The sequence below is a fragment of the Marinobacter sp. genome (assembly GCF_965229985.1).
GTDB lineage: Bacteria > Pseudomonadota > Gammaproteobacteria > Pseudomonadales > Oleiphilaceae > Marinobacter.
The window spans coordinates 2,105,260-2,132,073 of record NZ_OZ245935.1; the positions used below are offsets into that span (position 1 = coordinate 2,105,260).

The 26,814-nt window shown below is 54.2% G+C and carries 22 protein-coding genes; 15 read left to right on the plus strand and 7 right to left on the minus strand.

Translation table 11 applies throughout. The features are described from left to right. Positions 1–158: 158 nt before the first annotated feature. From ACO06L_RS09665 to ACO06L_RS09675, 3 genes are all read left to right on the plus strand, one after another. Entirely contained in the window at positions 159–2,435 is a 2,277-nt protein-coding gene (locus ACO06L_RS09665; RefSeq protein ID WP_202347887.1) for a stalk domain-containing protein, read from the plus strand. Between the two features lie 72 nt (positions 2,436–2,507). After that, positions 2,508–3,848 carry a hypothetical protein gene (locus ACO06L_RS09670; RefSeq protein WP_202347888.1) on the plus strand — a complete coding sequence of 447 codons (1,341 nt, stop codon included), beginning with the start codon at positions 2,508–2,510 and terminating at the stop codon, positions 3,846–3,848. 107 nt (positions 3,849–3,955) lie between these two features. After that, complete coding sequence (locus ACO06L_RS09675; RefSeq protein ID WP_202347889.1) at positions 3,956–5,365, plus strand: aldehyde dehydrogenase family protein; 1,410 nt, start codon at positions 3,956–3,958, stop codon at positions 5,363–5,365. Positions 5,366–5,428: 63 nt separating this feature from the next. On the opposite strand, the gene feaR is transcribed toward ACO06L_RS09675, so the two are convergent. After that, positions 5,429–6,343, minus strand: coding sequence for a transcriptional regulator FeaR (gene feaR, locus ACO06L_RS09680; protein WP_202347890.1), 915 nt, complete (start codon positions 6,341–6,343; stop codon positions 5,429–5,431). A 262-nt stretch (positions 6,344–6,605) separates the two neighbouring features. Here feaR and ACO06L_RS09685 point away from each other — a divergent pair, with 262 nt between their 5' ends. Then, positions 6,606–7,259, plus strand: a complete 654-nt coding sequence (locus ACO06L_RS09685; RefSeq protein WP_202347891.1) for a cation transporter — start codon at positions 6,606–6,608, stop codon at positions 7,257–7,259. Here the strand turns inward: ACO06L_RS09685 and ACO06L_RS09690 are convergent. Continuing rightward, the gene (locus ACO06L_RS09690) at positions 7,256–8,173 is read right to left on the minus strand and encodes an AEC family transporter (RefSeq protein ID WP_202347892.1); all 918 of its coding nucleotides are present in this window, start codon (positions 8,171–8,173) and stop codon (positions 7,256–7,258) included. The two genes, ACO06L_RS09685 and ACO06L_RS09690, sit on opposite strands and share 4 nt — an antisense overlap. A 173-nt stretch (positions 8,174–8,346) precedes the next feature. On the opposite strand from ACO06L_RS09690, the gene ACO06L_RS09695 reads away from it, so the two are divergent. After that, positions 8,347–9,054, plus strand: coding sequence for a Crp/Fnr family transcriptional regulator (locus ACO06L_RS09695; RefSeq protein WP_104321608.1), 708 nt, complete (start codon positions 8,347–8,349; stop codon positions 9,052–9,054). An 86-nt stretch (positions 9,055–9,140) separates the two neighbouring features. On the opposite strand, the gene wrbA is transcribed toward ACO06L_RS09695, so the two are convergent. Beyond that, positions 9,141–9,740, minus strand: coding sequence for an NAD(P)H:quinone oxidoreductase (gene wrbA, locus ACO06L_RS09700; RefSeq protein WP_202347893.1), 600 nt, complete (start codon positions 9,738–9,740; stop codon positions 9,141–9,143). Positions 9,741–9,906: 166 nt separating this feature from the next. On the opposite strand from wrbA, the gene trhA reads away from it, so the two are divergent. After that, positions 9,907–10,596, plus strand: a complete 690-nt coding sequence (trhA, locus tag ACO06L_RS09705) for a PAQR family membrane homeostasis protein TrhA (RefSeq protein ID WP_104321736.1) — start codon at positions 9,907–9,909, stop codon at positions 10,594–10,596. Here trhA and ACO06L_RS09710 read toward each other — a convergent pair whose 3' ends face one another. Continuing rightward, entirely contained in the window at positions 10,597–11,160 is a 564-nt protein-coding gene (locus ACO06L_RS09710) for a Yip1 family protein (RefSeq protein ID WP_202347894.1), read from the minus strand. A gap of 366 nt (positions 11,161–11,526) precedes the next feature. Between ACO06L_RS09710 and ACO06L_RS09715 the strand changes: the two genes are divergently transcribed. Together ACO06L_RS09715 and ACO06L_RS09720 are read left to right on the plus strand one after the other, a co-directional pair. Next, positions 11,527–13,158, plus strand: coding sequence for an antiporter (locus ACO06L_RS09715; protein ID WP_202347895.1), 1,632 nt, complete (start codon positions 11,527–11,529; stop codon positions 13,156–13,158). A 162-nt stretch (positions 13,159–13,320) separates the two neighbouring features. Beyond that, a complete protein-coding gene (locus tag ACO06L_RS09720) occupies positions 13,321–13,737 on the plus strand; it encodes a globin (RefSeq protein ID WP_202347896.1) in 417 nt (138 codons plus the stop codon). Positions 13,738–13,842: 105 nt separating this feature from the next. On the opposite strand, the gene ACO06L_RS09725 is transcribed toward ACO06L_RS09720, so the two are convergent. Next, on the minus strand, positions 13,843–15,345 hold the full coding sequence (locus ACO06L_RS09725; RefSeq protein ID WP_202347897.1) for an MFS transporter: 1,503 nt from the start codon (positions 15,343–15,345) through the stop codon (positions 13,843–13,845). Positions 15,346–15,391: 46 nt separating this feature from the next. Beyond that, on the minus strand, positions 15,392–15,853 hold the full coding sequence (locus tag ACO06L_RS09730; RefSeq protein ID WP_202347898.1) for a universal stress protein: 462 nt from the start codon (positions 15,851–15,853) through the stop codon (positions 15,392–15,394). A 309-nt stretch (positions 15,854–16,162) separates the two neighbouring features. On the opposite strand from ACO06L_RS09730, the gene ACO06L_RS09735 reads away from it, so the two are divergent. Together ACO06L_RS09735 and ACO06L_RS09740 are read left to right on the plus strand one after the other, a co-directional pair. After that, a complete protein-coding gene (locus tag ACO06L_RS09735) occupies positions 16,163–17,485 on the plus strand; it encodes an MFS transporter (protein WP_202347899.1) in 1,323 nt (440 codons plus the stop codon). An 87-nt stretch (positions 17,486–17,572) separates the two neighbouring features. Further along, the gene (locus ACO06L_RS09740; RefSeq protein ID WP_202347900.1) at positions 17,573–18,031 is read left to right on the plus strand and encodes an EVE domain-containing protein; all 459 of its coding nucleotides are present in this window, start codon (positions 17,573–17,575) and stop codon (positions 18,029–18,031) included. A 24-nt stretch (positions 18,032–18,055) separates the two neighbouring features. Here ACO06L_RS09740 and ACO06L_RS09745 read toward each other — a convergent pair whose 3' ends face one another. Then, positions 18,056–19,408: a hypothetical protein gene (locus tag ACO06L_RS09745; RefSeq protein ID WP_092032095.1), complete on the minus strand. Its 1,353-nt coding sequence runs from the start codon at positions 19,406–19,408 to the stop codon at positions 18,056–18,058. 220 nt (positions 19,409–19,628) lie between these two features. On the opposite strand from ACO06L_RS09745, the gene ACO06L_RS09750 reads away from it, so the two are divergent. Genes ACO06L_RS09750 through ACO06L_RS09770 form a run of 5 tightly spaced genes read left to right on the plus strand, consistent with a single transcriptional unit; the run spans position 19,629 to position 26,784 of the window. Beyond that, positions 19,629–20,264, plus strand: a complete 636-nt coding sequence (locus ACO06L_RS09750) for an ion transporter (protein WP_227716020.1) — start codon at positions 19,629–19,631, stop codon at positions 20,262–20,264. Positions 20,265–20,304: 40 nt separating this feature from the next. Next, the gene (locus ACO06L_RS09755) at positions 20,305–21,498 is read left to right on the plus strand and encodes a tyrosine-type recombinase/integrase (protein ID WP_202347901.1); all 1,194 of its coding nucleotides are present in this window, start codon (positions 20,305–20,307) and stop codon (positions 21,496–21,498) included. Further along, the gene (locus tag ACO06L_RS09760; protein WP_202347902.1) at positions 21,495–23,591 is read left to right on the plus strand and encodes a hypothetical protein; all 2,097 of its coding nucleotides are present in this window, start codon (positions 21,495–21,497) and stop codon (positions 23,589–23,591) included. Before ACO06L_RS09755 ends, ACO06L_RS09760 begins: the two co-directional genes overlap by 4 nt. Beyond that, a complete protein-coding gene (locus ACO06L_RS09765; protein ID WP_202347903.1) occupies positions 23,588–26,272 on the plus strand; it encodes a hypothetical protein in 2,685 nt (894 codons plus the stop codon). Before ACO06L_RS09760 ends, ACO06L_RS09765 begins: the two co-directional genes overlap by 4 nt. Then, a complete protein-coding gene (locus tag ACO06L_RS09770) occupies positions 26,269–26,784 on the plus strand; it encodes a hypothetical protein (RefSeq protein ID WP_202347904.1) in 516 nt (171 codons plus the stop codon). Before ACO06L_RS09765 ends, ACO06L_RS09770 begins: the two co-directional genes overlap by 4 nt. Positions 26,785–26,814 lie beyond the last annotated feature (30 nt).

The window sequence follows — 26,814 nt, forward strand, 5'->3', positions numbered from 1 at the left end:
CTCTGGCAGCTATTCAAAAGTCTATGCTGCCCGGAAATGATATTCCTATGCCTTACAGAAGCACGGCTGCGTCCGCCCACCCCCGGACAGAAGGGCTGGCATTGTCAGCTCCGCTGAACTGTTTCTCACGCACAAAGCAAACCTAGTCAGGAGTCATTATGTACAAAAATAAACTCGCACTCTCGGTCGCGTTGGCCTCGTCGTTGTTCGTTGCCAGTCCAACGGCTCTGGCGCACGGCGGTTCTGCGGATTATATGCCCATCGCGAAAGCACTGAATTCATCGGGTGCCAGCTATCAACTCAGTGACGACAAAAGCGAACTGTTAATTGTGTCCGGAGACAGGAAAATCCGGGTGCCTCTGGGAGAGACGACGGCGTATTTGAACGGTGATGAAATTGAACTGTCCGCTCCGGTAAAAATGCAGGACGGCGAAGTACTCGTAGAGCGCAGCTTTGCCCACGACCTGTTCGCAGGCCAGGTTTCCCAAAACGTTAGCATTGGCAATAAAACCCACCCACTGGACCCACTGTCGACAGACGAGATCACCAGAGCCGCGGGCGCTGTAAAAGCTTCCAAATACTGGAAGGACACCATCCGCTTCACGCAAATACGACTTGCCGACCCCAGCAAAGAAAAAGTCTGGGAATGGTCCTTTGGTGCAGGCCACGATTTTTCACGCCAGGCCATTTTCACGGTCGTGGATGGCCGGAAAGTCTATGAGGGCACTGTTGATCTCGACTCTGAGTCCGTTGTTGCCTGGGAGCACATTGAAGATGCCCACGGCATGGTGACGTTCGATGACTTCCTGGCGGTTCAGAAGATTGTCTCGAACAGCGAGGCCTATAAGAAAGCACTGAAAAAACGAGGCATCGAAAACGTTGAAAACGTGGTCGCCACGCCCCTGACCGTGGGCTACTTCGGTGGAGACGACGGCCTTGAGCACGAGTTAAAGCTTTTGAAAGTCGTGTCTTACCTCGACATTGGCGACGGTAACTACTGGGCACATCCGATCGAAAACCTGGTAGCGGTGGTGGACCTTGAGAAAAAGAGCATTCTCAAGATCGAGGACGATGGCGTTATACCGGTACCAATGGCACCCCGCCCCTACGATGGACGGAATCAGGAAAACATTGCCGACGTAAAACCTCTGATGGTGGTGCAGCCAGAGGGATCCAATGTCTCCATGTCCGGCAATACCATTCAGTGGCAGAACTGGAACTTCCATCTCAAGCTGAATTCCCGGGTTGGCCCCGTCATTTCCACTCTTACCTATGACGACCAGGGCGAGAAACGGAAGATCATGTACGAGGGGTCACTGGGTGGCATGATCGTGCCCTACGGCGATCCTGACGTGGGCTGGTACTTCAAGTCCTACCTGGACTCCGGCGATTACGGGATGGGCAACCTCACTTCGCCTCTGGTCGGCGGCGTCGATACTCCCAATAACGCTACTTTGCTGCCGGCGACCCTGGTAGATAACGGTGGCGAGCCCTTTACCATTCCAAACGCGATTGCAGTCTTCGAGCGCTACGCCGGGCCGGAATTCAAGCACACGGAAATGCTGGGCAGCAGCCCGGGCAATGAAAGCCGCGAACGCCGGGAACTGGTTGTTCGTTGGGTGAGCACCATCGGCAACTACGACTACATGTTCGACTGGATCTTCATGGCCAATGGCAATATCCAGCTGACCGTCGGAGCGTCGGGTATCGAAGCGGTGAAAGCCGTGAAATCGCGGACCATCCATGACGAAACTGCCGAAGAAGATACTCGCTACGGCACCCTGATCGACCACAACATTGTGGGCACCACCCACCAGCACATCTACAACTTCCGCCTGGATCTGGATGTTGACGGTGAGCAGAACAGCCTCAGGGAAATCGATCCGGTTGTTGCTGAAAACACCGATGGAGGGCCTCGCAAGAGCGTCATGATCACCAAAGAACGCGTGGTATCGACGGAACAGGATTCGGTTCAGAAGTTCGATCCGTCAACCGTTCGCCTGATGACCAACCCCAACAAAGAAAACCGCATGGGCTACCCGGTTGGCTACCAGATCATTCCGTTTGCTGGAGGCACTCATCCCATCGCCAAGGGTGCGTTATTCAGCGAAGACGAGTGGCTGTATAAGCGCGTGAGCTTCATGGATAAGCAGATCTGGGTCACTCAGTACAAACCTGAGGAGCGCTTTCCGGAAGGCAAATATCCGAACCGGGCCAAAACCGATACTGGCCTGAAAACCTTTGTGGCGGATGACGAGTCGATCGAAAACGTCGATACCGTGCTCTGGATGACAACCGGTGCCACCCACGTCGCCAGAGCTGAGGAGTGGCCCATCATGCCGACCGAGTACGTCCACTCGATGCTCAAGCCTTGGAACTTCTTTGATCAGACCCCGACCCTGAATCTGCCCAAGCAACAGACGCCGGAGAACTGATTCGCTCAAACCGGGAACCATCGAGGCAGGGAAGCCTGATCACAAAAAACAGAGATACGGGAATCAGAAGAGATGAAAAATCAGCATTTCATGAAAAGTATTCTATGTCTGGCTGTAGCCGGACTATCGGCACCGGTTTCGGCCTACAATTTTTACGACCAGAATGGTACGGAACTGAACGTAGATATCGAAGCGGCTCTGGGTGTCTTCTCCAGCCAGGAGACCTACAACCTTGGCGCCAAATCACAAGCCGGTGAATCACAGTGGCAGGAGGGTTACATCAAGTACGGGCTCTCTGGCAGCCAGAGTGTTGGTTCCGGCAGCCAGGTTTACGGTGCAGTTAATCTGGTTTCCTCAGGCACCTGGGGCGATGGCGATGCCGGAGGCATTACGTCCGGTAACGAGCGCGAAACCGATCTGGAAGATGCCTACCTCGGTTGGCGCTCCGGCACACTGATTCCTGCGCTCGGAGAGGACGGCCTGGATGTTTCCGTCGGGCGTCAGCAGTTCACTATTGGCGACGGTTTCCTGATCAATAGTGATGCTCTGAACTTTGGCGATGCTTTGAATGGCGGTGGACTGGACTTTGACCGGGGAGGCGCCTACTGGCTTGCAGCCCGCAAGGCATTTGACCAGACCGCGATTGCCCGTATCGGAGGCTCGGACGGCCTGCGCGCCGACCTGTTCTGGCTGGCCTCTGACAACAAAGCCCAGGCGGAAATGGAGCTGGCAGGCTTAAATACCGAGTATGTAACCCCTCAAGGTACCTTTGGGCTGGCTTACATCGAAGGGCTGGACGTTGATGACACCTTTGCTCCCATTCTCGGGTATGGATCTAGAGACGGGCAACAAACCACCAGCCTCCGCTATCAAGGCAATGCGGGTGTCGAAAATCTGTTCCTGTCCGCTGAATTTGTCAATCAGGAAGCCGGAGAAGGCTCTGACGATAATGCCAGAGCGTGGTACGCCGAAGCCGGCTGGACCTTCAGCGAGACTCCCTGGTCACCCAGCGTCAACTACCGATACTCGAGCTTTGATGAGGGTTTCGATCCTCTGTTCTTCGGTTTCAACCGGGGCTACGGCACCTGGTTTCAGGGTGAGGTCGCAGCCAACTACGCCGGGCCGTTCAACTCCGACGCCTCCGTCCATCACGTGAGCCTGAAGGCAGCCCCGTCGGAAACACTCAGTATCGGCGCACTCTTCTTTGACTTCACCGACACCGCAGGCGGTACAGGGAATCTGAACGCTCAGGAAGTGGATATCTACGCCGAATGGGTGGCAGCGCCACATCTGATCATCAGCCCTCTCGTTGGCTTCTATATGCCTGACAGCAGCGCCGCCGAGGGTGGCAGCCAGATCGGCAGTAACGACACCAACGCTTACGCTCAAATCATTGCCATTGTTCCGTTCTGATCCATCTCCATCAGCCGTGCCGGAGACGCTGCCCAAGGACCAAACCATGGGCAGTTGTAACGGATCCTCAGTCTGGCTCTAACGAACACATTTGGGAGCGCATTGTTATGCAAACCTTTACGAATCTGGTGAATGGCAAAGCGGTTGAAGCAGCCGATCACCAGGAAATCTTCAATCCCGCCACTGGTGATTCTCTGGGGTTAGCGCCTCTGAGCAGCGAGCAGGATGTGAACGACGCCGTCATTGCGGCACGCAAAGCACAGAAAATCTGGGCGAACACCAGTGATCAAGAGCGTCAGGAGACAGTTACACGGGTAGCCCAGGTACTTCAGGATAACTCGGAATACCTGGCCGAACTGATCACACGCGAACAGGGCAAACCTTTGTCTGGCCCGGGTTCCCGCTTCGAGATGCAGGCGTGCGTAGGCTGGACACAGGTGCCAGCGGCACTGGCACTGCCCCCGGAAACCGTCCACGAGGATGAAGAACGCAAGGATGTATTACACCGTGTTCCGTTGGGCGTAGTGGCGGCGATTGCTCCCTGGAACTGGCCACTGATGATCGCCATCTGGCAGATCATTCCGGCCATCCGTATGGGCAATACCGTGGTCCTGAAGCCATCCGAATACACGCCCATTGCAACTCTGGAAATGGTCCGGCTGATCAATCAGGTCTTGCCTGCCGGTGTGCTCAATACCGTCTCCGGCGATGGCCGTATCGGCACCGCGCTGACCAGCCATCCCGACATCGACAAGATCATGTTCACGGGTAGCGAGTCGACCGGCCGACGTATTATCGAAGCCTCCTCGCGAAACCTCGCGCCGATCACGTTGGAGCTTGGCGGCAATGACCCCGCCATCGTTGTTCCCGGCACAGACGCCAAGGCCATCGCAGAAGGGCTTTTCTGGGGCGCCTTCCTGAACATGGGGCAGACCTGCGCCTGCATCAAGCGGTTGTATGTCCACGAAAACGACTACGACCAGGTGGTTGTGGCCCTCAGCGACCTTGCCCGCCAGATGCCCATTGGCGACGGCATGAACGAGAACAATCTGGTCGGACCGCTCCAGAACAAGATGCAGTACAGCAAGGTGAAAGAGCTGGTCGAGGATGCCCGGGCCAATGGCTGCGATGTCATGGAGTTCGGCGATGTCCCGGAAACGGGCTACTTCCTGCCGGTAACCCTGGTGGGCAACATCCAGGATGGGCAAAGGCTGGTGGATGAGGAACAGTTCGGTCCCGCTCTGCCCATCGTCCGTTATAAGAACCTGGACGACGCAGTCGCGTCCGCCAACGGCCTGTCAGCTGCCCTTGGTGCCTCGATCTGGGCCAACAGGCCGGCCGAAGCGGAGTCCGTTGCCCTGAGGGTGGAAGCCGGGACCGTCTGGATCAACCAGCATGGCGCCATCCATCCCATGGTGCCTTTTGGTGGCAATAAAGCGTCTGGCTATGGGGTCGAGTTCGGTCTGGAAGGGCTGAAAGCGGTCACCCAGCCCAGAGTCATCAGCATCAAGAAATAAAGCGTCGGCGACACTGCGCCTTTCGGGAGCTGCCAGACTCAACGGCCTGACAGCTCCCCTTTTTCAGGACATACGGCCCTGGCAGAAGCTTGAGGGTGTCACCCCAAAGTGCTGCCTGAAAGCAGTAGAAAAGGCACTGGGGCTGGCAAAGCCGAAACGGTACCCGACTTCGGTGAGATTCACTTTGCCTTTGGATGTCTTAAGGTAATCAGCACACATTTCCAGTCGCTGGGTTCGGATATACCCGGATACAGTCAAGGATCGGGCTGAAAACGCCCGGTAAAGTCCGCGAACCGAGGTTCCGGTGGTGTTTGCTACCATCCGCGCGCTCAGCTCGGACTCACCAATATTTTCCCTTATGTACGAGGCAGCTTGCAGAAATATGCGCTCACTGGGACTGTTCTGCCCTACGCTGCGGATCACGGAGGGTTTGATCAGCATGATCAATGAGTCAATGATCGCGGCGCCTTCTTCCTCATCGAGACTGTCGTAATCAGCTGCTCCGCTAATCAACAGATTGGCGACTCGGGCTATATGGCTATCGGAGGGAATGCGAACACCAAGCTCAATGCCTGACACGTTCAGTGTCCGCTCTATGATCGCGCGTGGCAGGATCAGGGAGATCTGCTCAGATTCATTATCATAGGTAAAGCTGAACGGAAGAGCGGAATCTACCAGGACAATATCCCCTGCCTGGAGAATGGACCCATTGCCAGCCTGCTCAACCCGCGACTTTCCGCGAAGCTGGAACACACAGAAGAATTCTGGAGTGACACAACGACGGATTTCACTTCGGCCACGAACAAGCTGCGCGCCACGGATGGTAACGTGAGACATATCCAGTGCGCTGGAGCCCATTTTGCTTATGTTTCCGGAGAATTCCTGTTCGAGAGGTTCTGCCGAAAAAGGCCCGCAGATCTGGTTTACATCACTGATCCAGCGATCAAATCCTGCCGTTGGGAAGGTGTTTCCAAGCATAACTGGCCCACCGAAATCGGCTTTTATGATTATTTGGACAGAGATTGGCCAGTTCCTTCGTATATGTCAAGCGCTCTTATACGGGGACCCTGAGAGCACTGAGAAAACAACTCGATACCCAATCATCAAACTGCTCCCATATTTTTGAATCGCCTTTTTAGCCGTTTCAGGAGCGACGTCTGGATGAAATATTCTCAAAGAAACTTGACCCTGTAGCTACTACAGGGTTTTCAATAAGACTATCTGAACCAAGGAGGTCTTTATGGCGTGCAGTTGCTCCGCACCCGAACCCAAATCCCCTGCCCCGGGCTTTCGCAAAGCGTTATGGATTGCCTTGTGGGTGAACCTGGCCATGTTCGTAGTGGAAGGCATCGCCAGCCTGTCATCCGGCTCGGTCTCGCTGATGGCGGATGCCATCGACTTCTTCGGCGACAGCGCCAACTACATTCTATCCCTCACAGTACTCTCCATGGGTATGCTCTGGCGCGGACGCGCTGCCATGGTCAAAGGCATTACTATGACGGTGTTCGGCCTGGTCGTCTGGGCCCGGGCAGTCTGGGTGGTGCAGGCAGGCATTACACCAGAGCCGCTGACCATGGGAGCGGTTGGTCTGCTGGCACTTGCCGCCAACGTGAGCGTGGCCGCAATACTATTCAAATTCCGTGAAGGCGATTCCGACATGCGCTCGGTCTGGCTGTGCAGCCGGAACGATGCCATCAGCAACATCGCCGTTATGGTAGCTGCCCTCGGTGTGTTCGGAACCGGAACTGCCTGGCCCGACCTGATCGTTGCCGCGATCATGGGGACACTGGCAATAACAGCCGGCATCAGTGTGGTGCGCCATGCCCGCAGCGATATCGCAGAAGCCAGGGCCAGCGAAGCGCAGCCGGCGGCAACACCGTCAAGCAGCCGCTAGAAAGCCAGTGAGATCATCACCGGGATAAACGCCAGGGCAAACAGCGTGGTAAGCAATACGGTACCCGCTGCCTGCCTTGGCGAGGTATCCAACAGGGTGGCAATGACCACAGTATTCGCGGCAATCGGCGTGATCGAAATTAGGAACATGGCCTTGTGCACGGCCGGTTCATAAATGCCCAGAATCGCTGAATCAAGCCACCAGAACACGATCGCCACCAATGGCCAGATAACGAACTTCCCGAAAAACGCCAGTGCGGTAAAACGGACATTGCCCGCCAGGCCGCGAAAGCTGGTGATGCTCATGCCGATGATCATCATGCCCAGAATGCTGTAGGCACCGCGCAGGTTCTCGAACAGCGGCACAAAGATATCGGGAATACCAACACCCGCCAGATTCAGGAAGACTGCCGTCAGGAAGGCGTATACCGACGGGAGCTTCAGCACCCGCCAGAGCGCATCCTTGATGCTGTAGCGCCCTCTCGCCGCCAGATAGAAGCCCACGGAGTTCTCGAACAGCGTGGTGCCCAGCATGCACACAATATAAAGCCCAAGCCCTTCTTCCCCGAAAAGCAACAATGCCACCGGCACACCGAAGTACCCGGTGTTACCGGAACCCACACACAGGGGAATGATGTTGGCACTGCCGTCGGAGAGAACCCGCCTTGCCAGCTTTAATTGCACAATTCCCAGAACAGAAGAGATTCCGAATACCAGAAAGGGCAGCAGGATAACTTCGGGAGAAAGCGGCGCGGCCATAACCCCGGAAAACACCACTGACGGTGTGACGATATAGAGCATGATACCGGCGATATGACGACCACTGGCCTCAAGATAACGACCGGCTACCCAACCCAGGGCGACCGTCACATAGAGCGGTATAAGTTTGAAGAAAAGGGCAAGGGCTGCAGCCATCGGGACTCCGTGGGGAAAGGGGAAACTTCCAGCAACAGGTGCCGGAGTCTACCACTGAACGTTCGTCAGATCGCGATATCGACTCAGTGAAAAAGCCTTAATGATTTAAGTCATTTCAAAAGATGTTTCTCTGATACCATAATTGACCTGACACTCGTAACAGGGTCAACGCCATGAACAGCATCTTCAGGCCAGACGTTTCCTCCGCCCCGTGCATGTTGGGAGAAAACAACCCCGAGATTATCCAGCAGGATGCCGCACCGGAGTCAGCTGCCCTGCTGCATGGCCTCAGCCGGGTCTTCGGTATTCGCCTGGCAGGGCACGAGAATGATCCGGACGCACGGTTTCTGGCAGACCTCGCCCGCCTGTTTCACCTCTGCAGGGTTGACTCCGAAACCGCTCTGGAAAAGCACGACACACCCTGGGCAAACGTTTATCTGGTTCAGTACGGCATCCTTCGGCTGTTCCGGGAAGCACCCAGCGGCAAGGTGTCCGTCCACCACTTCTTTTCCGAAGGCGATATGATCTGGCCGGTTTTTGGCCGTAGCCGAACCGTACGAAACACCCTTTGCCTGACTTCAGTAACGCCGGTGACGGCCTGGGTGGCTGACTTCGCGGCCTTCCGTTCCGCAATCCAGTCCCACGGTGAAGGGCTCTGGCCCCGGTTCGCCCTGGCCTTGACCGAGGAAATTGCCGAGCTGACCAGCATGAGGGAGTTCCGCAAGCACACCATGCCGGCAAGAGAACGCTACAAGTTATTGCTGGAGGAATACCCGGAACTGGTTAAACGGGTGCCGGATAATCAACTGGCATCATGGCTCGGTGTTGTGCCGGCGACCTTCTCCCGCCTGAAGACCGCAACTGCGAAGAGCCGGCCCTGAAACCAACCGGATACAGCATAAAAAAGGGCAGCAAGCTCTCGCCTGCTGCCCTGGAAAACGCTCAACGCTTTGCTAAAACTTCAGGTTCAACCGTGCAGTTTTACTGCCAGCTCGGCAACGTGCTTACCCTGGAAACGGGCAATAGCCAACTCTTTCTCGCTGGGCTGCCGTGAGCCGTCTCCACCTGCGATGGTTGACGCTCCGTAGGGAGTCCCACCATTCACTTCCGAGATATCGAAGAACTCCGGGATGCCGTAGCCCAGGGGCACAATGACCATGCCGTGGTGGGCCAGTGTGGTCCAGAATGAGCTGATGGTATGCTCCTGCCCGCCACCGGTGCCTGTGGAGGTAAACACACTGGCCACCTTGCCGTGAAGCTTGCCTTCGGCCCACAAACCGCCTGTCTGATCCAGGAAGTTGCGCATCTGCCCGGCCATGTTGCCGAACCGGGTGGGCGTACCGAAGATGATGGCGTCGTACTCTGCCAACTCTTTCGGATCGGCTACCGGAGCTTCCTGGTCCGCCTTGCCGCCGGCACCCAGAAACGCCTGATCGGCCATGGTTTCCGGTACGCGTTTGATCGTGACGTCTACACCGCTAACCTCTTTGGCGCCTTCGGCGATGGTGTTTGCCATTGTTTCGATATGGCCATACATCGAATAGTAGAGCATAAGTACTTTTGCCATCGGGAGAACCTCCTCTGTCTGTGATCGGATATACGCATGCTAACCAGTGGCAGACTCGAGAGAAATCGGAAGTTTTCCGACAGGTCGTTCAGTTTTTCTGAACAGGGTCACAGGATGTTCACGATCAGCCATTGCGTACAGGTGTACGCTGAAGTATTTTATGGCCATGACTTATACGGAAGACCGCTCAGTGACAGCAACCCCATCCCTCGCAAAGAATAACCATCACCGCATTGAAGAGTGGCTGAACAGCGCCACTCACGGGCTCGGCGCGATATTGAGCGTGATTGGCACGGCCGCATTGATCGTGGGTGCCAGTCAATTCGGAGATGCCTGGAAGATTGTCAGTTTCAGTATTTTCGGCGCGTCCCTGATTCTTCTCTATCTGGCTTCTGCCCTGTACCACGGTGCCCAACGGCCAGAACTGAAAAGGGCGTTCAAAACCCTTGATCATTGCGCCATTTTTCTGCTGATCGCCGGCACCTACACGCCGTTTCTGCTCGTGAACATGCGTGGCACGGTGGGCTGGACACTGTTTGCGGTGATCTGGTCACTGGCGATCACCGGCGTGGTTCTGAAGGTTATTTTTAAAAACCGCTTCAAGCTCGCGAGGGTTGGCATCTACGTGGCCATGGGCTGGCTGATCACGTTCGCCTCATCCGATCTGGTGGCCAACCTGAGTGAAACAGCCCTGAACCTGACGATTGCCGGCGGCATTGTGTACACCGCCGGTGTCGCCTTCTATCTGGCCGACCGCATACCTTACATGCATGCGATCTGGCACCTGTTCGTAATCGGCGGCAGCGCCTGCCACTTCAGTGCCATCTATTTTGGCGTCCTACCCCACACGGCGTGATCAGAACGCCCAAACCATCGCCATCAGCACGCCCCATGCCAGCAAAGACGCCGACATAACGGTGTAGGTGGCGGACATAACCACCACATCATTATCGCTTCGCTCGCAGAATGAGCGAACGCCCTGGTACACCAGCGCACAGGACAGGAACAAGGCGGCAAACACCGCCACAACGCTGACTGCCAGAACAGGCACCAGCAGTGCCAGTGATGACAGCCAGAGCGGTAGCGGCGCAATTGCAGCCAGCAAATAGGCATCCTGATAACTGATTTTCAGTTGATGACTGCCCATGACGGCATGGATCAGCCAGCCCATCACGAAGAACGTGAGTAACTCTGCCAGGAAAAGGATCGTGGTGATGAACCGCCACTCCTTGCCTCCGAATCCCTGCATGAAGGCGTCTCCGTAATGCGTGCCGGCATAGTAGAGCAGCACCGGCGGCAGAAAAGACATCGGCACTACCACCACCCAGGCCAGGAACGGAATGGACAGGTCAAGACGCCGAAGCTCTGACCAGGCGCCATTGCCGGAAAATGGTAGACGGGCAAGTTGTGTAATATTCATGATGCACCTTTAAAATGTTTCCCGCGTTATTTTTACTGATAGTTTCGGGAGTCCTGAGGGTCAAGAATGCGGCATGACCTAGAGCAACTCACGCCCGCCCGGGTGGAAATGATTGGCTACCTCCACTGCGCTGACAACCGGCTTGCCTACCCCCTTCGGATTATCACCACCATATCCTTCTGATTTAAAACACTTTTTAGACACCTAAACAGCCCTCAAAGAGCGTATAAAAACTGGCCGTTCACCCCGCAGCCTTGTCCTTGAGCAATATCAAGAATTAGTCCCCCTCCTGCTTTGCACAATGGCACAAAGCCCTGAAGCCCCTGAGCGGAGGCAAAGGGTCATGCAAACCGAGGAGCACGAATCATGTCTAACAGTACAGCGAGCGCCGGCAACATTGGCGCGAGGAACAGGACCAACGCAGACATCGAACACTGGGATGTCGAGAGCGAAGAATTCTGGGAGCGGGAGGGCAAGCTTATTGCTTCCCGCAACCTTTGGATTTCCATCCCCAGCCTGCTGATGGGCTTTGCCGTCTGGCTGATGTGGGGAATGATTACCACCCAGATGAAGAACCTGGGCTTTCCTTTCAGTATTGAGCAACTGTTTACACTGTCTGCGATTGCAGGGCTGTCTGGTGCTACCCTGCGGATCCCGGCCTCGTTCATGATCAAGATCGCCGGCGGACGAAACACGGTGTTCCTGACCACCGCCCTGCTGATGATTCCTGCTGCCGGTACCGGCATCGCCCTGATGAACCCGGATACACCTTTTATCGTGTTCCAGGCCCTGGCACTGCTCTCCGGTATCGGTGGCGGTAACTTTGCCTGCTCCATGAGCAACATCAGCACCTTCTACCCGAAAAGCAAACAGGGCTATGGCCTGGGTATGAATGCCGGTCTCGGTAACTTCGGCGTCACTACCATGCAGGTGGTCATCCCACTGGTCATGACCGTGGGTATCTTCGGCGCCCTCGCCGGCGACCCGATGCAATTGCAGAGCCCCAGCGGCACGCTGATTGGCCGCATCGAGGCGGGTACCGATACCTGGATCCAGAACGCCGGGTTTATCTGGCTGGTGTTTCTGATCCCGCTGGCGTTTGCTGGCTGGTTTGGCATGAACAACCTTAAAGTGGTTACCCCGAACCCCGGCAACCCCCTCTCGGCCTTCGGCAAGATTCTGGGTCTCTATGGTGTAGGCATTCTCGCCTCTATCGCTGGCGTCTGGGCCCTCAGTGTTCTGAATATGTGGCTGGCGCTGCCGCTGACCATCGTGCTCACACTGATTCTTCTGCGGCTGATCCCGGGCGACATCAAGCCCAACATCCAGAACCAGTTTGCGATCTTCAGCAACAAGCACACCTGGTCCATGACTGTGCTCTACATTCTTACCTTTGGATCATTCATCGGCTTCTCTGCTGCCCTGCCACTGTCTATCAGCGTTATCTTCGGCAACATGATGGAAGTGGCGGCCGATGGCACGGTAACCCGTGTGGTCAACCCAGATGCGCCGAGTGCACTGACCTGGGCCTGGATGGGACCGTTTGTGGGCGCCCTGATTCGTCCCGTGGGCGGCTGGATTTCCGACAAGGTTGGCGGATCCATCGTTACCCAGATCATTTCGGTTGTGATGGTCGCAGCCTCCGTGGCCACCGGCTATGTGATGATGCTGGCCTACAACTCCACCGATCCAAACACCTACTTTGCGCCGTTCCTGATCCTGTTCATCATCATGTTTGCCGCCAGTGGTATCGGTAACGGCTCCACCTTCCGCAGCATCGGCTTCATTTTCAACCAGCAGCAGAAAGGGCCGGTTCTGGGCTGGACCTCCGCAGTTGCCGCCTACGGTGCGTTCATCGCCCCCAGGGTGATGGGCCAGGAAATCCAGGCCGGCACTCCGGAAGTGGCCATGTACGGGTTCGCGGTGTTCTACGCACTCTGTCTGGTGGTTAACTGGTGGTTCTACCTGCGCAAGAATGCGTATATAAAGAATCCCTGATACCGGGTTCAGGTAACAGCCGGCGTCCGTTAATGGCGCCGGCTTTTTTATGCCTGCATTCCATCAAAGGCGACCTCCCTATCTGCACTAAATGACGCACACGCTGGCAAATGCTAGATTCAGGATATTGGATTTAATCCCAACAGAATCAGGGAGCCTGCTATGTCCTTCGAAGAGCTCTTCGACGCAAGCTACGAACGTGTCCTTCAGACCCCATCTGACGTCCCTGACTTCTTTGAAGCCTTCTATCGCCGGTTCCTGATGTCTTCGCCGGAGGTCCGGGCACTGTTTCGCAACACCGATATGGCAGTGCAGCGGAGTATGCTGAAGAAATCCTTTTTCAGCCTCGTAGCCTTTTACGCCAGCGGCAACGTTGACGATGTCCTCCATCGAATTGCCTGCCTGCACAGTGCCCGCCATCTGAGCATCAAGCCCTACCTCTACGATCTCTGGCTCGACTGCCTGACGGACACCGTAAGAACCTATGACTGGGAGTGCAGCGACGATATCGAACTGGCCTGGCGGTTGGTTCTGAGCCCCGGAATCACTTACATGAAATTCGGCTACGACCACTTCTGATCCGTGGGCAAAGTAAGGCAGGCTTGCCCCCCGAAATGATGTCCCTTCAAACGCAAAAAAGCCGCCGGGCAATGCCTCGGCGGCCTTTTCTTCAACCGTTCCGGGTTAGCTGGTAGCGGCAGCCTGCCGGCGACGCTCTTCCTCTTCGATCTGGAGATCCACAGAGGACACCTGGTATTCGTCGGCAAAGCCTGACTCCGGCTCCTTCAGCCACATGATGCACAGCAACCAGCTGACAAACGCGCCACCGGCAATGATGTAGAAGAACTGGGTCGGGGTTACGAAGGTGAAGATGGTCAGGTACACCACCGCACCGACGTTGCCATAAGCGCCCGCCATGCCGGAGATCTGCCCGGTCAGGCGCCGCTTGATGGAGGGAATAATGCCAAAGGTTGCGCCCTCGGCTCCCTGCACGAAGAACGAGGTGAATACGGTAATGCCCACGGCAATAATCAACGGCCAGTTGGAGTTCATCAGGCCCATGAGCGCGAAGCCGACAGAGATGCCGAACATGTAGCTGAGCATCACAAACCGGCGGTTGCCCATTCGGTCTGAAACCAGGCCACCCATGGGGCGCGCCACCAGGTTCACGAAGGCAAAGGAGGCAGCGATAAGGCCAGCGGCGGTCGCACTCAGGCTCCAGGTTTCCTCGAAGAACATCGGCAGCATGGACACCACCGCCAGCTCGGCACCAAAGTTGGCGAAGTAGGTGCTGTTCAGAGCTGCAACGCTGTTGAACGGGTACTTGTCATCCTCGGGCACGCCCTGTTTCAACAAGGGAACGTTTACCCTGAGAATCTGGATGATCTGGTAACACACGATGGCGATAATCACGGCGTAACAGATGGCCGCTCCGGTAGCACTCAGATACCCCATGTTCTCGATGCGCCATACCAGAATTCCCAGAACGCCCACCAGGGGAATGGTCCAGAGGATCAGCTTGATCATGTCGCCCCAGCTGCTGACTTCCAATGCGACGGCCTTGCGCGGTTTGCGATGAACGGTGCCCGCCGGGCCGTCGGTAATCGCAAACCAGTAATAAACACCATAGGCCGCCATAACGATTGCGCTCTGGGCGATGGCCCAGCGCCAGCCGTCCTCACCACCGTACATGTGCAGTGCGATGGTTGGCAGCGTAATGGCCGCAGCAGCAGAACCGAAATTACCCCAGCCGGCATAGAAACCTTCGGCAAAGCCGATGTCTTTCGGCTTGAACCACATGGCGGTCATGTGGATACCCACCACAAAGCTGGCACCGATGGAGCTGAGCACCAGACGGCTGACCAGCAGTTGCGTCATGGTGTTACCGAACGCAAACACCAGCGCCGGGATGGACATCAGCACCATCAGAACGGAGAACACGCGACGGGGACCAAAGCGGTCCAGAGCCATGCCCACGATGATCCGGGCAGGAATGGTCAGTGCCACGTTACAGATGGCAAACAGCCGAAGGTCATCGGCGGTCAGCCAGTCGACGCTTTTGAGCATGCTCGATGCCAGCGGCGCCATGTTGAACCACACGTAGAACGTGATAAAGAATGCGATCCAGGTCAGGTGCAGTGCCCTGACTTCCGGATTCTTGACGTGGAAAACGTCTGCGACTTTCATGTCAGCCTCCCTGGGCTTTCAGATACAGAAACGGTTATGGCCAGACTCAACGGCTGGGCAGAATAAGAAGCGGGCACTGGATGCGGCGGGCGAGGAAGGAACTCACGCTGCCGAAGGTCATGTAATCCAGTTCGTCCACGAAATAGGTCAGTGAGCGGGCAATGAAGCCACCGTCGGGCTCGTGGCTGTGGCGTGCGATAACCAGCATGTCCGGGTGGACCTTCTTTTCCGCGGCGAACAGCAGCATCTTTCTCGGGTCGCCCTCCAGAAGCATGTTCTCAGCAGAGACCTGCTCCTGGTCGCAGACCTCCATCGCCTCAGACAGGTGGTTTTTGAGCTCTGTCACTTCCTGCTGGAACATGTCCTCATTTCCGGAGGTGATGTCCCGCGGATTCTCGGCAACTGCAACCAGGGTGATGACGGGTTTGAGATCGCGAAACATGGTGATGGTCTGAGCCAGTGCCAACCTGGCATTTCGCGAGCCGTCGTAGGCAATCATGATTTTCATTTTGGGTTCTCCCGAGAGCGTTTTCGGCGCCCTTTCAAAGGCCATTTCAAGGGGCATCCATTGATATCTGTCAGCATTAGCCCACACTCCGGTGCCGCCCATAATTGACGCAAATCAACCCTGGCAACGCGTACCCCACGAGAGAAATCAAGGATCTATCCCCTGGGCCTCAAAAGCCTCGGATTGCCTACCACCACTGCACCCAGCAGGAGGTACCTCCAATGCCCCGCATGGAAAAACCCTGTTTTTGGTATGGTTTAAGAGGTGCTTTCAGACAGCACTCGATGGATATCTGAAAGGAGGAGAAACATGGCTATTAGCCCGTCAAAACCCGAGCAATATCGCGCGCTGGGTTTATCCACTTTCGCCTTCACCCTGTGCTTTGCGGTGTGGACCATTTTCTCCATCATCGGGATTCGCATCAGCGAGGATCTCGGACTGTCAGATACCCAGTTGGGTCTGCTAATGGCCACCCCCATTCTTACCGGCTCGATAAGTCGGCTTTTCCTGGGCATATGGACAGACCGGTACGGCGGCCGCTGGGTATTCGGCATTCTGATGCTTACTACCGCCGCCTGCGTGTACCTGCTCACATTCGCAACCACCTACCTCATGCTGTTGGTAGGCGCTCTGGGCGTTGGTCTGGCAGGTGGTGCCTTTATCGTGGGGGTGGCCTACACGGCGGCCTGGTTTGAACCAGAGCGTCAGGGCACGGCACTGGGCATTTTCGGCGCGGGCAATGTGGGCGCAGCGGTGACCAATTTCGGAGCGCCATTCCTGCTGGTCGCATTCGGCTGGGAAAGCACCGCACAGATTTACGCCACGGTGCTGGCAGTCATGGGTGTTGTTTTCATCCTGTTGGCCAAGGAAGATCCCCTGGCCGCAGAGCGGGCTGGCAGCAAATCCAAAACCTTCCTGGAGCAGATGGAACCCCTGCGGGAGCTGAGGGTCTGGCGCTTTGCCCTGTACTACTTCTTTGTATTCGGCGCCTTTGTGGCTTTGGCGCTCTGGCTGCCGCACTTCCTGATTGGCGTCTACGGCCTGGATATCAAAACCGCCGGTATCATTGCCGCGCTCTACACCATTCCGGCCTCGCTGTTCCGGATTCTCGGCGGCTGGATGTCTGACCGTTTCGGCGCCCGCCGGGTGATGTACTGGACCTTCGGTGCGTCGGTTCTGTGCACGTTTCTGTTGAGCTACCCGCCCACCGACTACGTCGTTCAGGGCATTGATGGCGATATCCGCTTTACCCTGGCCATGAACCTGCCCATGTTCGTGACCCTGATCTTTATCCTCGGATTCTTTATGTCCCTGGGCAAGGCAGCGGTGTACAAACACATTCCGGTTTACTACCCCATGCATGTCGGTGCCGTAGGCGGTGTGGTGGGCATGATTGGCGGGCTTGGTGGATTTATCCTGCCACTGACATTCGGCGTACTGAACGACCTTACGGGCATCTGGCAGAGCTGCTTTATGCTGATGTTTGTGATCGTTGCAGCTGCCCTGGCGTGGATGCACTACGCGATCCGCTCTGCCGAGCGGGTGGAGTGGGCCGCCAACGAGGAAAGAACGGATTTGCCGGAACTGGCCTCGCCACAGCTGTTTTATCCACTGAACCGGAAAAAGCCATAGACAGACATCACCTTGCGCCTCTCTGCCCCCGTCTTCGGGGGCTTTTTTGGCTTATAATCGAGGTTTTATCACTAACCGGAGGGCGCAATGGCCAAGTGGCTGGTTAAATCAGAACCCGCGGAATGTGGCATCGAGGATTTTGCCAAAGCCCCGGACGGGGTGATTCCTTGGGACGGCGTGCGTAACTACCAGGCCCGGAATTTTCTGGCCCGCATGGCAGAGGGTGACGAGGTCTTTCTTTACCACTCCAGCTGCAAACACATCGGGATAGCCGGCATCGTAACGGTCGTTCGCAGCGCCTATCCCGATCCAACCCAGTTTGATCCTGAATCGCCCTATTTTGATGCCAAGAGCACGGCTGAGAAGCCTCGCTGGCAAGCCGTGGACATGGAGTACGTTCGCACGCTGTCGAGACTGATCCCGCTGGATGGGCTGAAATCCATTGCCGGGCTCGAAGACCTGCCTTTGGTCCGCAAGGGTAACCGGCTCTCGGTGATGCCCGTGAGCGAGGAGGAATGGCAGATCATCCTGGGCCAGGCTGGCTGACACCAGGGATCTGCCATCAGCTCGTCACTCGTCGTGGGGAATCGGGTCCGGGCTGCGATCCCAGCCCACGAGAGCCAGGGTTGCCACCACGCCAATCAACAGTCCCATCCATGGCTCAAAGAACGCCAGAGCAGCGCCGATCAGAACCACCGTACCCCTTGAGGCATTGTCCCTCGGGATCGACATGGCAATGTAAGCACAGGCAAAACCGGTCAGCACGAGAGTCAGCGACAGCGCAACACCCAGCAGCGGTTTGAGCCCGGTCAGCAGCGGCAACAGGAAGAAGATGAACGGCAGGCCCATCAGGTAGTAGGAGGCCAGGCCACTGTGCAAGCTGTTCATGGCCTTCGGCCCCTGCTTCCAGCGCTGCACCACAATTACATGTACGCCGGTCCACACCGCTCCCTGGGTCGGGAAGAAGGGCGCCACAATACCCATGATGGCGTTACGGATCGACAGGGAGAAATGGGTGCGGTTCAGGTTGATATCCACGTGCTCGTCCTTGCGCACCTTCAAGCCATCCCGCAGCACTTCATTCCCGGTGACCAGATCGCCAAACAGAATGATGTAGGCAATCAGTGCCAGCGGAATACTCTGGAGAATCATCTCCTGGGACGGCCAGCCGATGGCCAGTGGAGAAACCTTCGCCAATGCCTCGCCCAGTGGTGGCACCAGAATTCCCCATTGAATATCGAAATCCACCTCGCCAACCAAGGGCCCGACGATGGCCGCGGCCAGAAAGCCCGGCAGCAGGCCCAGGGCTCCCAACATAAAGAAGAACCGGCTGCGCTCCTTGAGCTTCTGCATCGGAATGGAGAACGTGAATATCAAACAGATGGCACAGGCAAGACCCGTGGCGATGGGCTGTTCAAGCAGAAAGCGCTCGGCATCGTCCACGAACACCCGCTTGAGCGCAGCAATCGACGCCCCGAGAATGATGCCGGCCTTGAGCGTGTCGGGTAGCCAGATCACAAAGCGACGACCCAGGCCGGTTATCCCGAGAAACAGGACAAGCGAGGCAAACACCAGGCTCAGCGCGGTCATCGCCTGGAACCGGCTCACCGGGTCCTCGTAGCCCCCTATCACAAACGCCAGAATCAGGGGCAGCGCGGGGGTTATCCAGCCGCCAGCGTAGGGCTCGCCGAAAACGATCACCGCCGAGGCAATCAGGGAGGCATGGATCATCGACAATGCGACGGCTTCTTCAAAACTCAGGCCAAAGAAGGCGGTCATCACGGGGATCAGCGCCAGGCCTGTGGCGGCAGAAACAAACAGCCCCTGCAGGAACTCGGACCAACACAGGCGCGTGTGGTAAAAGGGCACGCGGAAAGTGAACGGCCCCCAGCGCCAGCCGGCTAACTCCGGTCTATCTTCCATGGAATGTCACTCGCTTTTTGGTTTTATTGTTTGTGACCTGATTATGGGAAGGGTTTGCCCATCGCACGAATGAATATTTCTGATCAAGCTGAATAAATCCTGCTAATTGCGCACAGTTGCGCACCTTGCAACCGGTGTCGGCTGTCATTCAGGCTATCCAATTCCGTCCCGGCCCTTTAGAATTCGGCCTTCCGCGAATTATCTGGAGCCGCCGCCTGCCATGTCGTCCCAATTAAGCCCCGCCTCCGGTTTCGAGAAACTCCGCCGCATTGAGTCCAGCAAGGTTTTTCAGGGCGCAGTCATCACCATCATCATCCTGTCGGCACTAACCATTGGCGCCAAAACCTATGATTTGCCGCCCCTGGTGGAGAAGTCGCTGATCGTCATGGACAACGCCATCACCCTGTTTTTCCTGGTGGAAATCCTGTTCCGCTTTGGCGTGTGTGCCAACAAAAAGCGATTTCTGTTCGACGGCTGGAACCTGTTCGACACCCTGGTGGTGATCGGCAGCCTGATTCCTCTGGACAACTCGGAAGCGGTGCTGCTGGGACGCCTGTTGCGGGTATTCCGGGTGCTGCGTCTGGTGTCCGTAGTCCCGGAACTCCGGTTCCTGATCAACTCGCTGTTAAAAGCGATTCCGCGCATGGGCTACATCGCCCTGCTGATGTTCATCATTTTCTATATCTACGCGGCCATGGGCTCAATGTTCTTCGCAAGCGTGGACGAGGAGCTCTGGGGAGATGTGGCCATTGCCATGCTGACCCTGTTCCGGGTGGCCACCTTCGAGGATTGGACCGATGTGATGTTTTCGAGATCACAAAACAGTCTAAGAAAGTGTTGTTCTTTATCCATTTAATCTGATTATACTAATGATAACTAAATTATTGGATTATGTTGTGCTCATCCAAGTAGAAAAGTTTGCAAACAGAACATATGACGGCTACCCGCTGGAGCCATACTGGGTGATCTATAACGAACGCTGGAAGCCACCGTTGGCGCCACTTTTGTTTACTACATTTCTTGCCCGATTCAACACTGTTTTCGAAGCCCGACTTTTCTCGAGTGGAGCAACGCAGAGAAATGGTGGAGAAAAAGTTGAATTAATTGAGAGGACGATATCTGATTCGACGATTCGTGCCTATGTATATGCTCTCGCAAAATTTCTAAGCTACCTGGAGGAATGTCGCTTGGAAGACCAAACACCCGGTATGCATGCGTCAACCTCCTGCAGTGAAAGATTCGTGAATCACTATCTGAATGCAGTCCTCGCTCGCCGACTGAAGTCACCTTCATCGCTTGCCACCCATCGATCAGCGCTTATCGCTTACTACAACTTTCTCCACTACATGGAATTTACGCCTCGTTTGAGATTGGAAATCTCTAGACGCACGAGGCAGGCAATGGCCGAAAGCAGTACCAAACAGCATTACATCCAATACATACCTCGGCACTCACGCAGCGCATTGATTGGACATTGCCGCACTTTAGCTGAAAAGCTGATGATGCGAATGGGATTCGAGGTTGGCCTGCGGACCTCCGAGCTACCAGGTCTTCGCATACCTGCTCTGCAAAAACTATTTCTCCAACTTAACAATAAAGATTTTGAAAACGTCGAGCTGTTCAAATTCTGGTTAGAGGGCAGATATACCAAAACAGGTAAGTCGCGATGGATCTATTTTGATCGTGAACTTCTTCGCGATATGCAGCGATACTACGAGACAGAGCGACAATGGCTGATTGATGCCAGTGCAAGCAATCATGAAAGTTTTTTTCTCCGAACCGACCAAGGTGGCCTTGGCAAGGAAATCAGCAAGAGCCACGCCACAAATGTTTTCAGGAAAAGAGCAAAAGCGGCGGGTCTCAAACCTGAATTTTCGTTTCATGATCTGCGTCATACATTTGCTACTGAGCTGTTTCATGAGGAAGTCACAGGCCCAGAAGGCAGAGAGACACGCTCCGAATCGGCAGCACTTATTGTCGTTGCACAGCGGCTTGGGCACTCCATAACCAAAAACGGTCATGCGCCAGAGGTGACGACTCGGTACATACGGATGCGCATACAGATGCAAGAAATGGAGGGGATCTTTTGACCGAACTTAACGACACGGTTAAGGAATCTTCCTATGACGACGAAATGAGCAGGGCTTTTGATCAGATCTTGCCCAAATTAGTGGCATCAGCTGGCATCAGCTCAACCCGAATTGCTTTCAAAAGGCGATCTGGTGCAACTGTAACGATCGAGTTGGAACACGACAATCAATATCACCGAGCCATATTCAAAACTTTTTACGCATCTTCTCAAACATCGTGGTTTAGAAACCTCACTGAGAGATCCCAGATAGACCGTTTTGAAACTTTCAAAGGCTTTGTAAATTGGCTGAACAACACTGAACACGAAACTTTTGAGGTCAGACGCTACCAATGCCTCAAAGACTACGAATCATCAAAGATGAACGACGAAGGTTGTAAGAGTTCTCCAATTAAATCTCTTATTCCCGCTTTCAAAGCCGGTCTCGGAAGCAAGTCTCTGACTGAGGAAGAATACTCCTTCATGACGACGCTTTTAAGACTGTCAAAAGCAGCCAGAAACGCAAATCCAGAGCCTTACACGCTTACAGACTGGCTCGCTTTGCCCTGGTTAAGATCGATTCTCGGTGAGCATAAATATTTGTCACTGGAGAGTCCCAGTCGGCTATTAACAAGCTTTCGCGTCACAGTGGCGGCGACACTATCTTACCTGCTCGAAGTACGAGCACGTTGGCAAAAACAGGCTCTGGGCATGACCGAACCACAACTCTCCCAAAATAGTTGGTTTGAGAGTTGGAATATCAACGTACTCCAGCGCTGTGGCGCTTTCGAAGCACATGGTGAGCCGGCGGATGATTTAACACGTCTGCTGTTACTCGACTTCACTAGGCCCGACAAGCAAGCCCAAATCAAACTCCTCATCGCGAGAGAAGGACTTGGAGGACTGAGGAGGAAGCCGTATGTCGACGGAAAGCCCACGCGACCATGGCAGCCTCCTGCTCTTTTTCACCCTGACTACCAGCATTCGTACTCTCCCTTGGAGGAGTGTCTAATGGCCTGGCTAGTAGCCTGCGAAACAGTGCAACCCACCGATATCAATAAACTCAAAACCACTGATTACGCCTACGAACACAATTCTTCTGGCCGCCTAATTGCAATGCAATGCCGCTACTATAAAGGACGAGCGGGATCTTCACGTGAACCAGCCATGCTAATGGCCTCAGATTGCTGGACCAAAGCACAGTATGCTTACATCAATGGACTGCCATATGCTGGGAGGCTTTTTAGTTTCGATGTCTCCAGACAGAAACCAATGCCCAACATCACTGAAAACCCCAATAGCATCTCCAGGCACACAGATATGATATTGCTATGGAACCTATGGCAATTACCACAACTCCAATCCCGAATCGCTAACGCAACCAAAGCCGTCGGCACCCCAACAATATTTTTGGATGCTGTTTTGGCGCTAAAGGAAGGAAGTGAGACTTGGCATTCCAATACAGGAAAAAGTAATGGAACCTTGGAAAACTATAGAAATTCCGTTTCTAGACCCCTACCCACAGTCTTATTCAGTCTGACTCATATAAAAACTACTGCGGTTCACGCTGGGTCGGATCAATACCGTGAGGGAGACCTTATCAATCACCACTCACATACGTCTCGGACAGAAAAACATTCTTACTTGACCGACGCAAATAAGGATTTTGTAAACCGTGCAGGGCGAATCACACGCCTTATACTCAATGATCTTGAAAATGTCGTTTACCAGCCATCAGTCAGTTCGATGGCGAATGCCCTGAAAGATTTGGAGCTGCGCAGCCGAGTAATTGATGCCACAGGATCTGATAATGCTCAGGTTCAAACGCTCTACCCTCCTTCAAAGCAACACGAAACGGACGGTCTGATAATTGTGCCTGACACTGTCGAACAGGCTCTAATGTTCATACATGCAATCGACCAAGCCGAGAATAAATATAAGCAACTGCTTACTGTTCGGCCAGACTGGGTAGAGCGAACCCTGCTGGTTCAGTTGGAGTGGATGACTCGCACATTGCAGAAGATGAGATCCGAAAGCGCCGCACGAGAACAGTATCGCAACCTTAAGCCCCACCTCCCCCCCATGTTTGATCACTTTCTAGAGACTCAAGAATGACAACTCTGACTGCTCGAGACGAATCGTTCCGGCTTGATGGTAGAGAACTCGACGCACGTTTGAGCGCGCTGCCTGGAAACCATAATAACTCTCTCATGGACGATTCGTGGTCGTTCATTGACCACAACAAATACCTTCACAACATAAACTTTAACGAGACTTTGGCTCTTTCCCGTGCCTATCCGGAGTGGAAACATTTGAGGGGTGTCAACTCAGTATTGTTGGTCAAAGGTCTTTGGACATTACTCGCCGAACATTTAACAATTTCGACTTACCCCCTTATTTTCCGAAACCTCATGCTCTGGATGTGGGCCATGGCAGAACATAATGCCGATGTCATCACCCGTGAAAACCTTCCAAACCTCATAAAATTTGTTTTGACTCATACTTGGTCTCGCGAAGGTCCAGTTCCATCAAGAGTATTAAAGGGCAAGCTGACACTCCAGAGGCCAACCTTGCAAAACCTGAAAACAGTTTGTGAGGAAATGGGGTTACCCTTAATCAGCCGAAAAATCTCAGAAGCGCAGGTTAGCGCTACCTTAAAAACACTTATTCCCGAAATAGCAGACGGCGAGCTCACTTACCAAGACTGGAGGCAAGGGAAAAGCTTTAACCTACTTACGCTGGATCACGGTCGCTATTACGTGGAGCACTGTCTGAACTTTTTCGAAGAACATGCTCCACTCGCTATAGCCCTGCGACAAACACAACAAGAATTGCCGAAAATTGCCAAAAAACTCAAGATCAAACCTCAAACACTGAAAGCCATTCTACCCCGGATTCTCGAAGGCAATTCCCCTGAGGAATTTTCTTCGCTAAGTCCGAGATATATCCGCCGCATCCAGCCAGTCGTGCTCAAACATTTCTGGTCTCTCCATCGGCAGACTCGCTTTGAATGTAAGCTCTTGGAAGAGGATATATTGAGAGAAATCGCATTCAAATTTCGATTGGCCGCGTCTCCAGACAACGTAGACCGCTTGCGAGTTGTGATTTGGAACTGGCTTCAGACTCGTGACCAGAAAGAAACGCAGCGCCTCCTTCACGGATGTCACGAAGACGTGTCATGGTCTTCTTTTTTAGAGGCATTGAACGAAGTCAAACAGCGATGCGATGACATGCCCAATTTTTCGCCCACGGTTGCATTTTTTAAGTCTTTTGACCTTCAACCGGAGGGAGCTGTACACGAAACTAAAGCAAATAAACGAGGCCTGCTGGGACAATTTATTAACCGAGTCGCAAAGGCCGGATTAACCAACGTTGCGGCATTAACAGGGTGGCGGAAAAGCGAGTTCGGTTTCCCTTTTACGGCGATTCAGCAAACTCACAACAAAGACAAACTTGATGAGTACGCCTTTCCTCACCGATACCAGATCGATTGGTATGTGCACAAAACCAATGGGCAAGTCCGTGAATTACGTGAGGTGACTTTCAGCACGATTACAATTATTGAACGACTAAAGCGCCTTAACTGCACGGAGGAAAATCAACCATGTCTGTATTCAACGAAATCTTCGAAGAGAAATCAATTCGATTCCAGTATAGCGGTTAATATCGCTGTTACAGCACTGTGGCCTCATTTTGTTTTTAAGTATCCAGGTTTCGAGGCGATCGACGACTGGAAATCATGGCAAACACTGACCCAAATCGAAGCCTCGGGCAACGTTCTTACAATGGCACAACATCAGGAACGAGAGCGCCTTCTTAAAATTAAAGGCGCCGCGGAGTGGAACAGTTTCACCGTAGACGAAAATTTACAGGAGGCCCGGCGACAGGTTCGCGAACAATGGCCAATGCTCTCGTTTGCATGGACCAAGAACAGTGAAGCTAGCGATTGGGTATTACAATATCGGCACGGCGTATTGCGCTCCGATTGGGCTGCACTTCTTGATACTCAACTCTCCGATGAAACCAAGACCTGGCTGTCCTCATTAAGCGACAAAGAATGCAAATCCAATGCAGTAGTTGGAAGAGTGCTGATGAACGAGCTATTGGCTGAGGCGCTGTATCCGAGCCCTCATGCGTTTCGGCATATGTGGGCTGAGGCTATTTATCGGCGTTTTGATGGGGATGCCGGCTGGATGATTCGCTCCCAGTTTAAGCACATTAGTCGCACCATGTGGCTCTCCTATATCCGCAACAAGGACAACCGCGCAGGCCATCAGCGTGCAAAACTCAGGGTAATCCACTCGTTAGTAAGAAACTACATCCAACACCACGGAGAGGGATACGCTGGTCAGATGAACAAGCTGCTTCGGCGACTATCACGTTCAACCCAGGTACTAAGTTCCGAGCAGCAAATGGAGCTCGCAGACCAATTGGCGACAAAGGAAATCGAAAACATTAAAGCTAATCCTTGGGGCTACTGCCTTCTGATGCGCCGGACGCGCCACAAAGCCAAATGCGCTGAAGGTGGCGAACCGATGCGCCACAATGCGTCGCCAGAATTATGCCTCGGATGCCTCCACAATTTCATGCAGACCCAGAATGTAGAGTGGATGTTGCTTACAATTATTCACCATGTCGAGGCCCTCAATGATCCTGTTGTACCGGGTATTTTCAAGCACTCCTCCTACGAACTGGTTAGCAATACTGCACGCCATCTCCGAACACTAAACGCAACACACGAAGCACTCCCGGAATTGGAGACCGCCCTAGAGAACTATCGATTGAGGGCTGCATGATGGTAATGGGGTATCTGAAAGATCGTTTAGAGAAAGCAGCTAAAGAAACAGGGGAAAATCCCCCGAGCTGGGTATCGGAAAAAAACGCCAGCGGGGCGGCATGGAAATGTGTTGAGGAGTTAAGACGCGAAAAGGAACTCTTTATAAGACGCCACCGAACAAGCACCGATTTCTCAATTAAGAAACACTATCAAATTAAAGGTTCTGAGGTAGCAAGGACGCTGGGAATGAATCGATCCGCCCTGATGAACACCTCAAGTTTTTCAGGCGATCTAGCACAGTACATTGAGGCAGTTAACTCAGAACTGGAAAAGGCAAAAAACGAAAAACTGAAACGGGCTCAAAGTCCTACGCCAGGCGGAATGCATCGGAGCAAGAAAGAGGATTTGATTGAACGAGTCCGATTAGCCGAACATCGTTATGATGAGCTGAAAATGCGGCTCGAAGAGCCGCTGAATGAAATATATGACGAGCTTCCTCTCCCGATAAAAAAGAAACTAGGGATTGCCTGAGCAATAATGAGTAATGGCTGAACGAGTTGA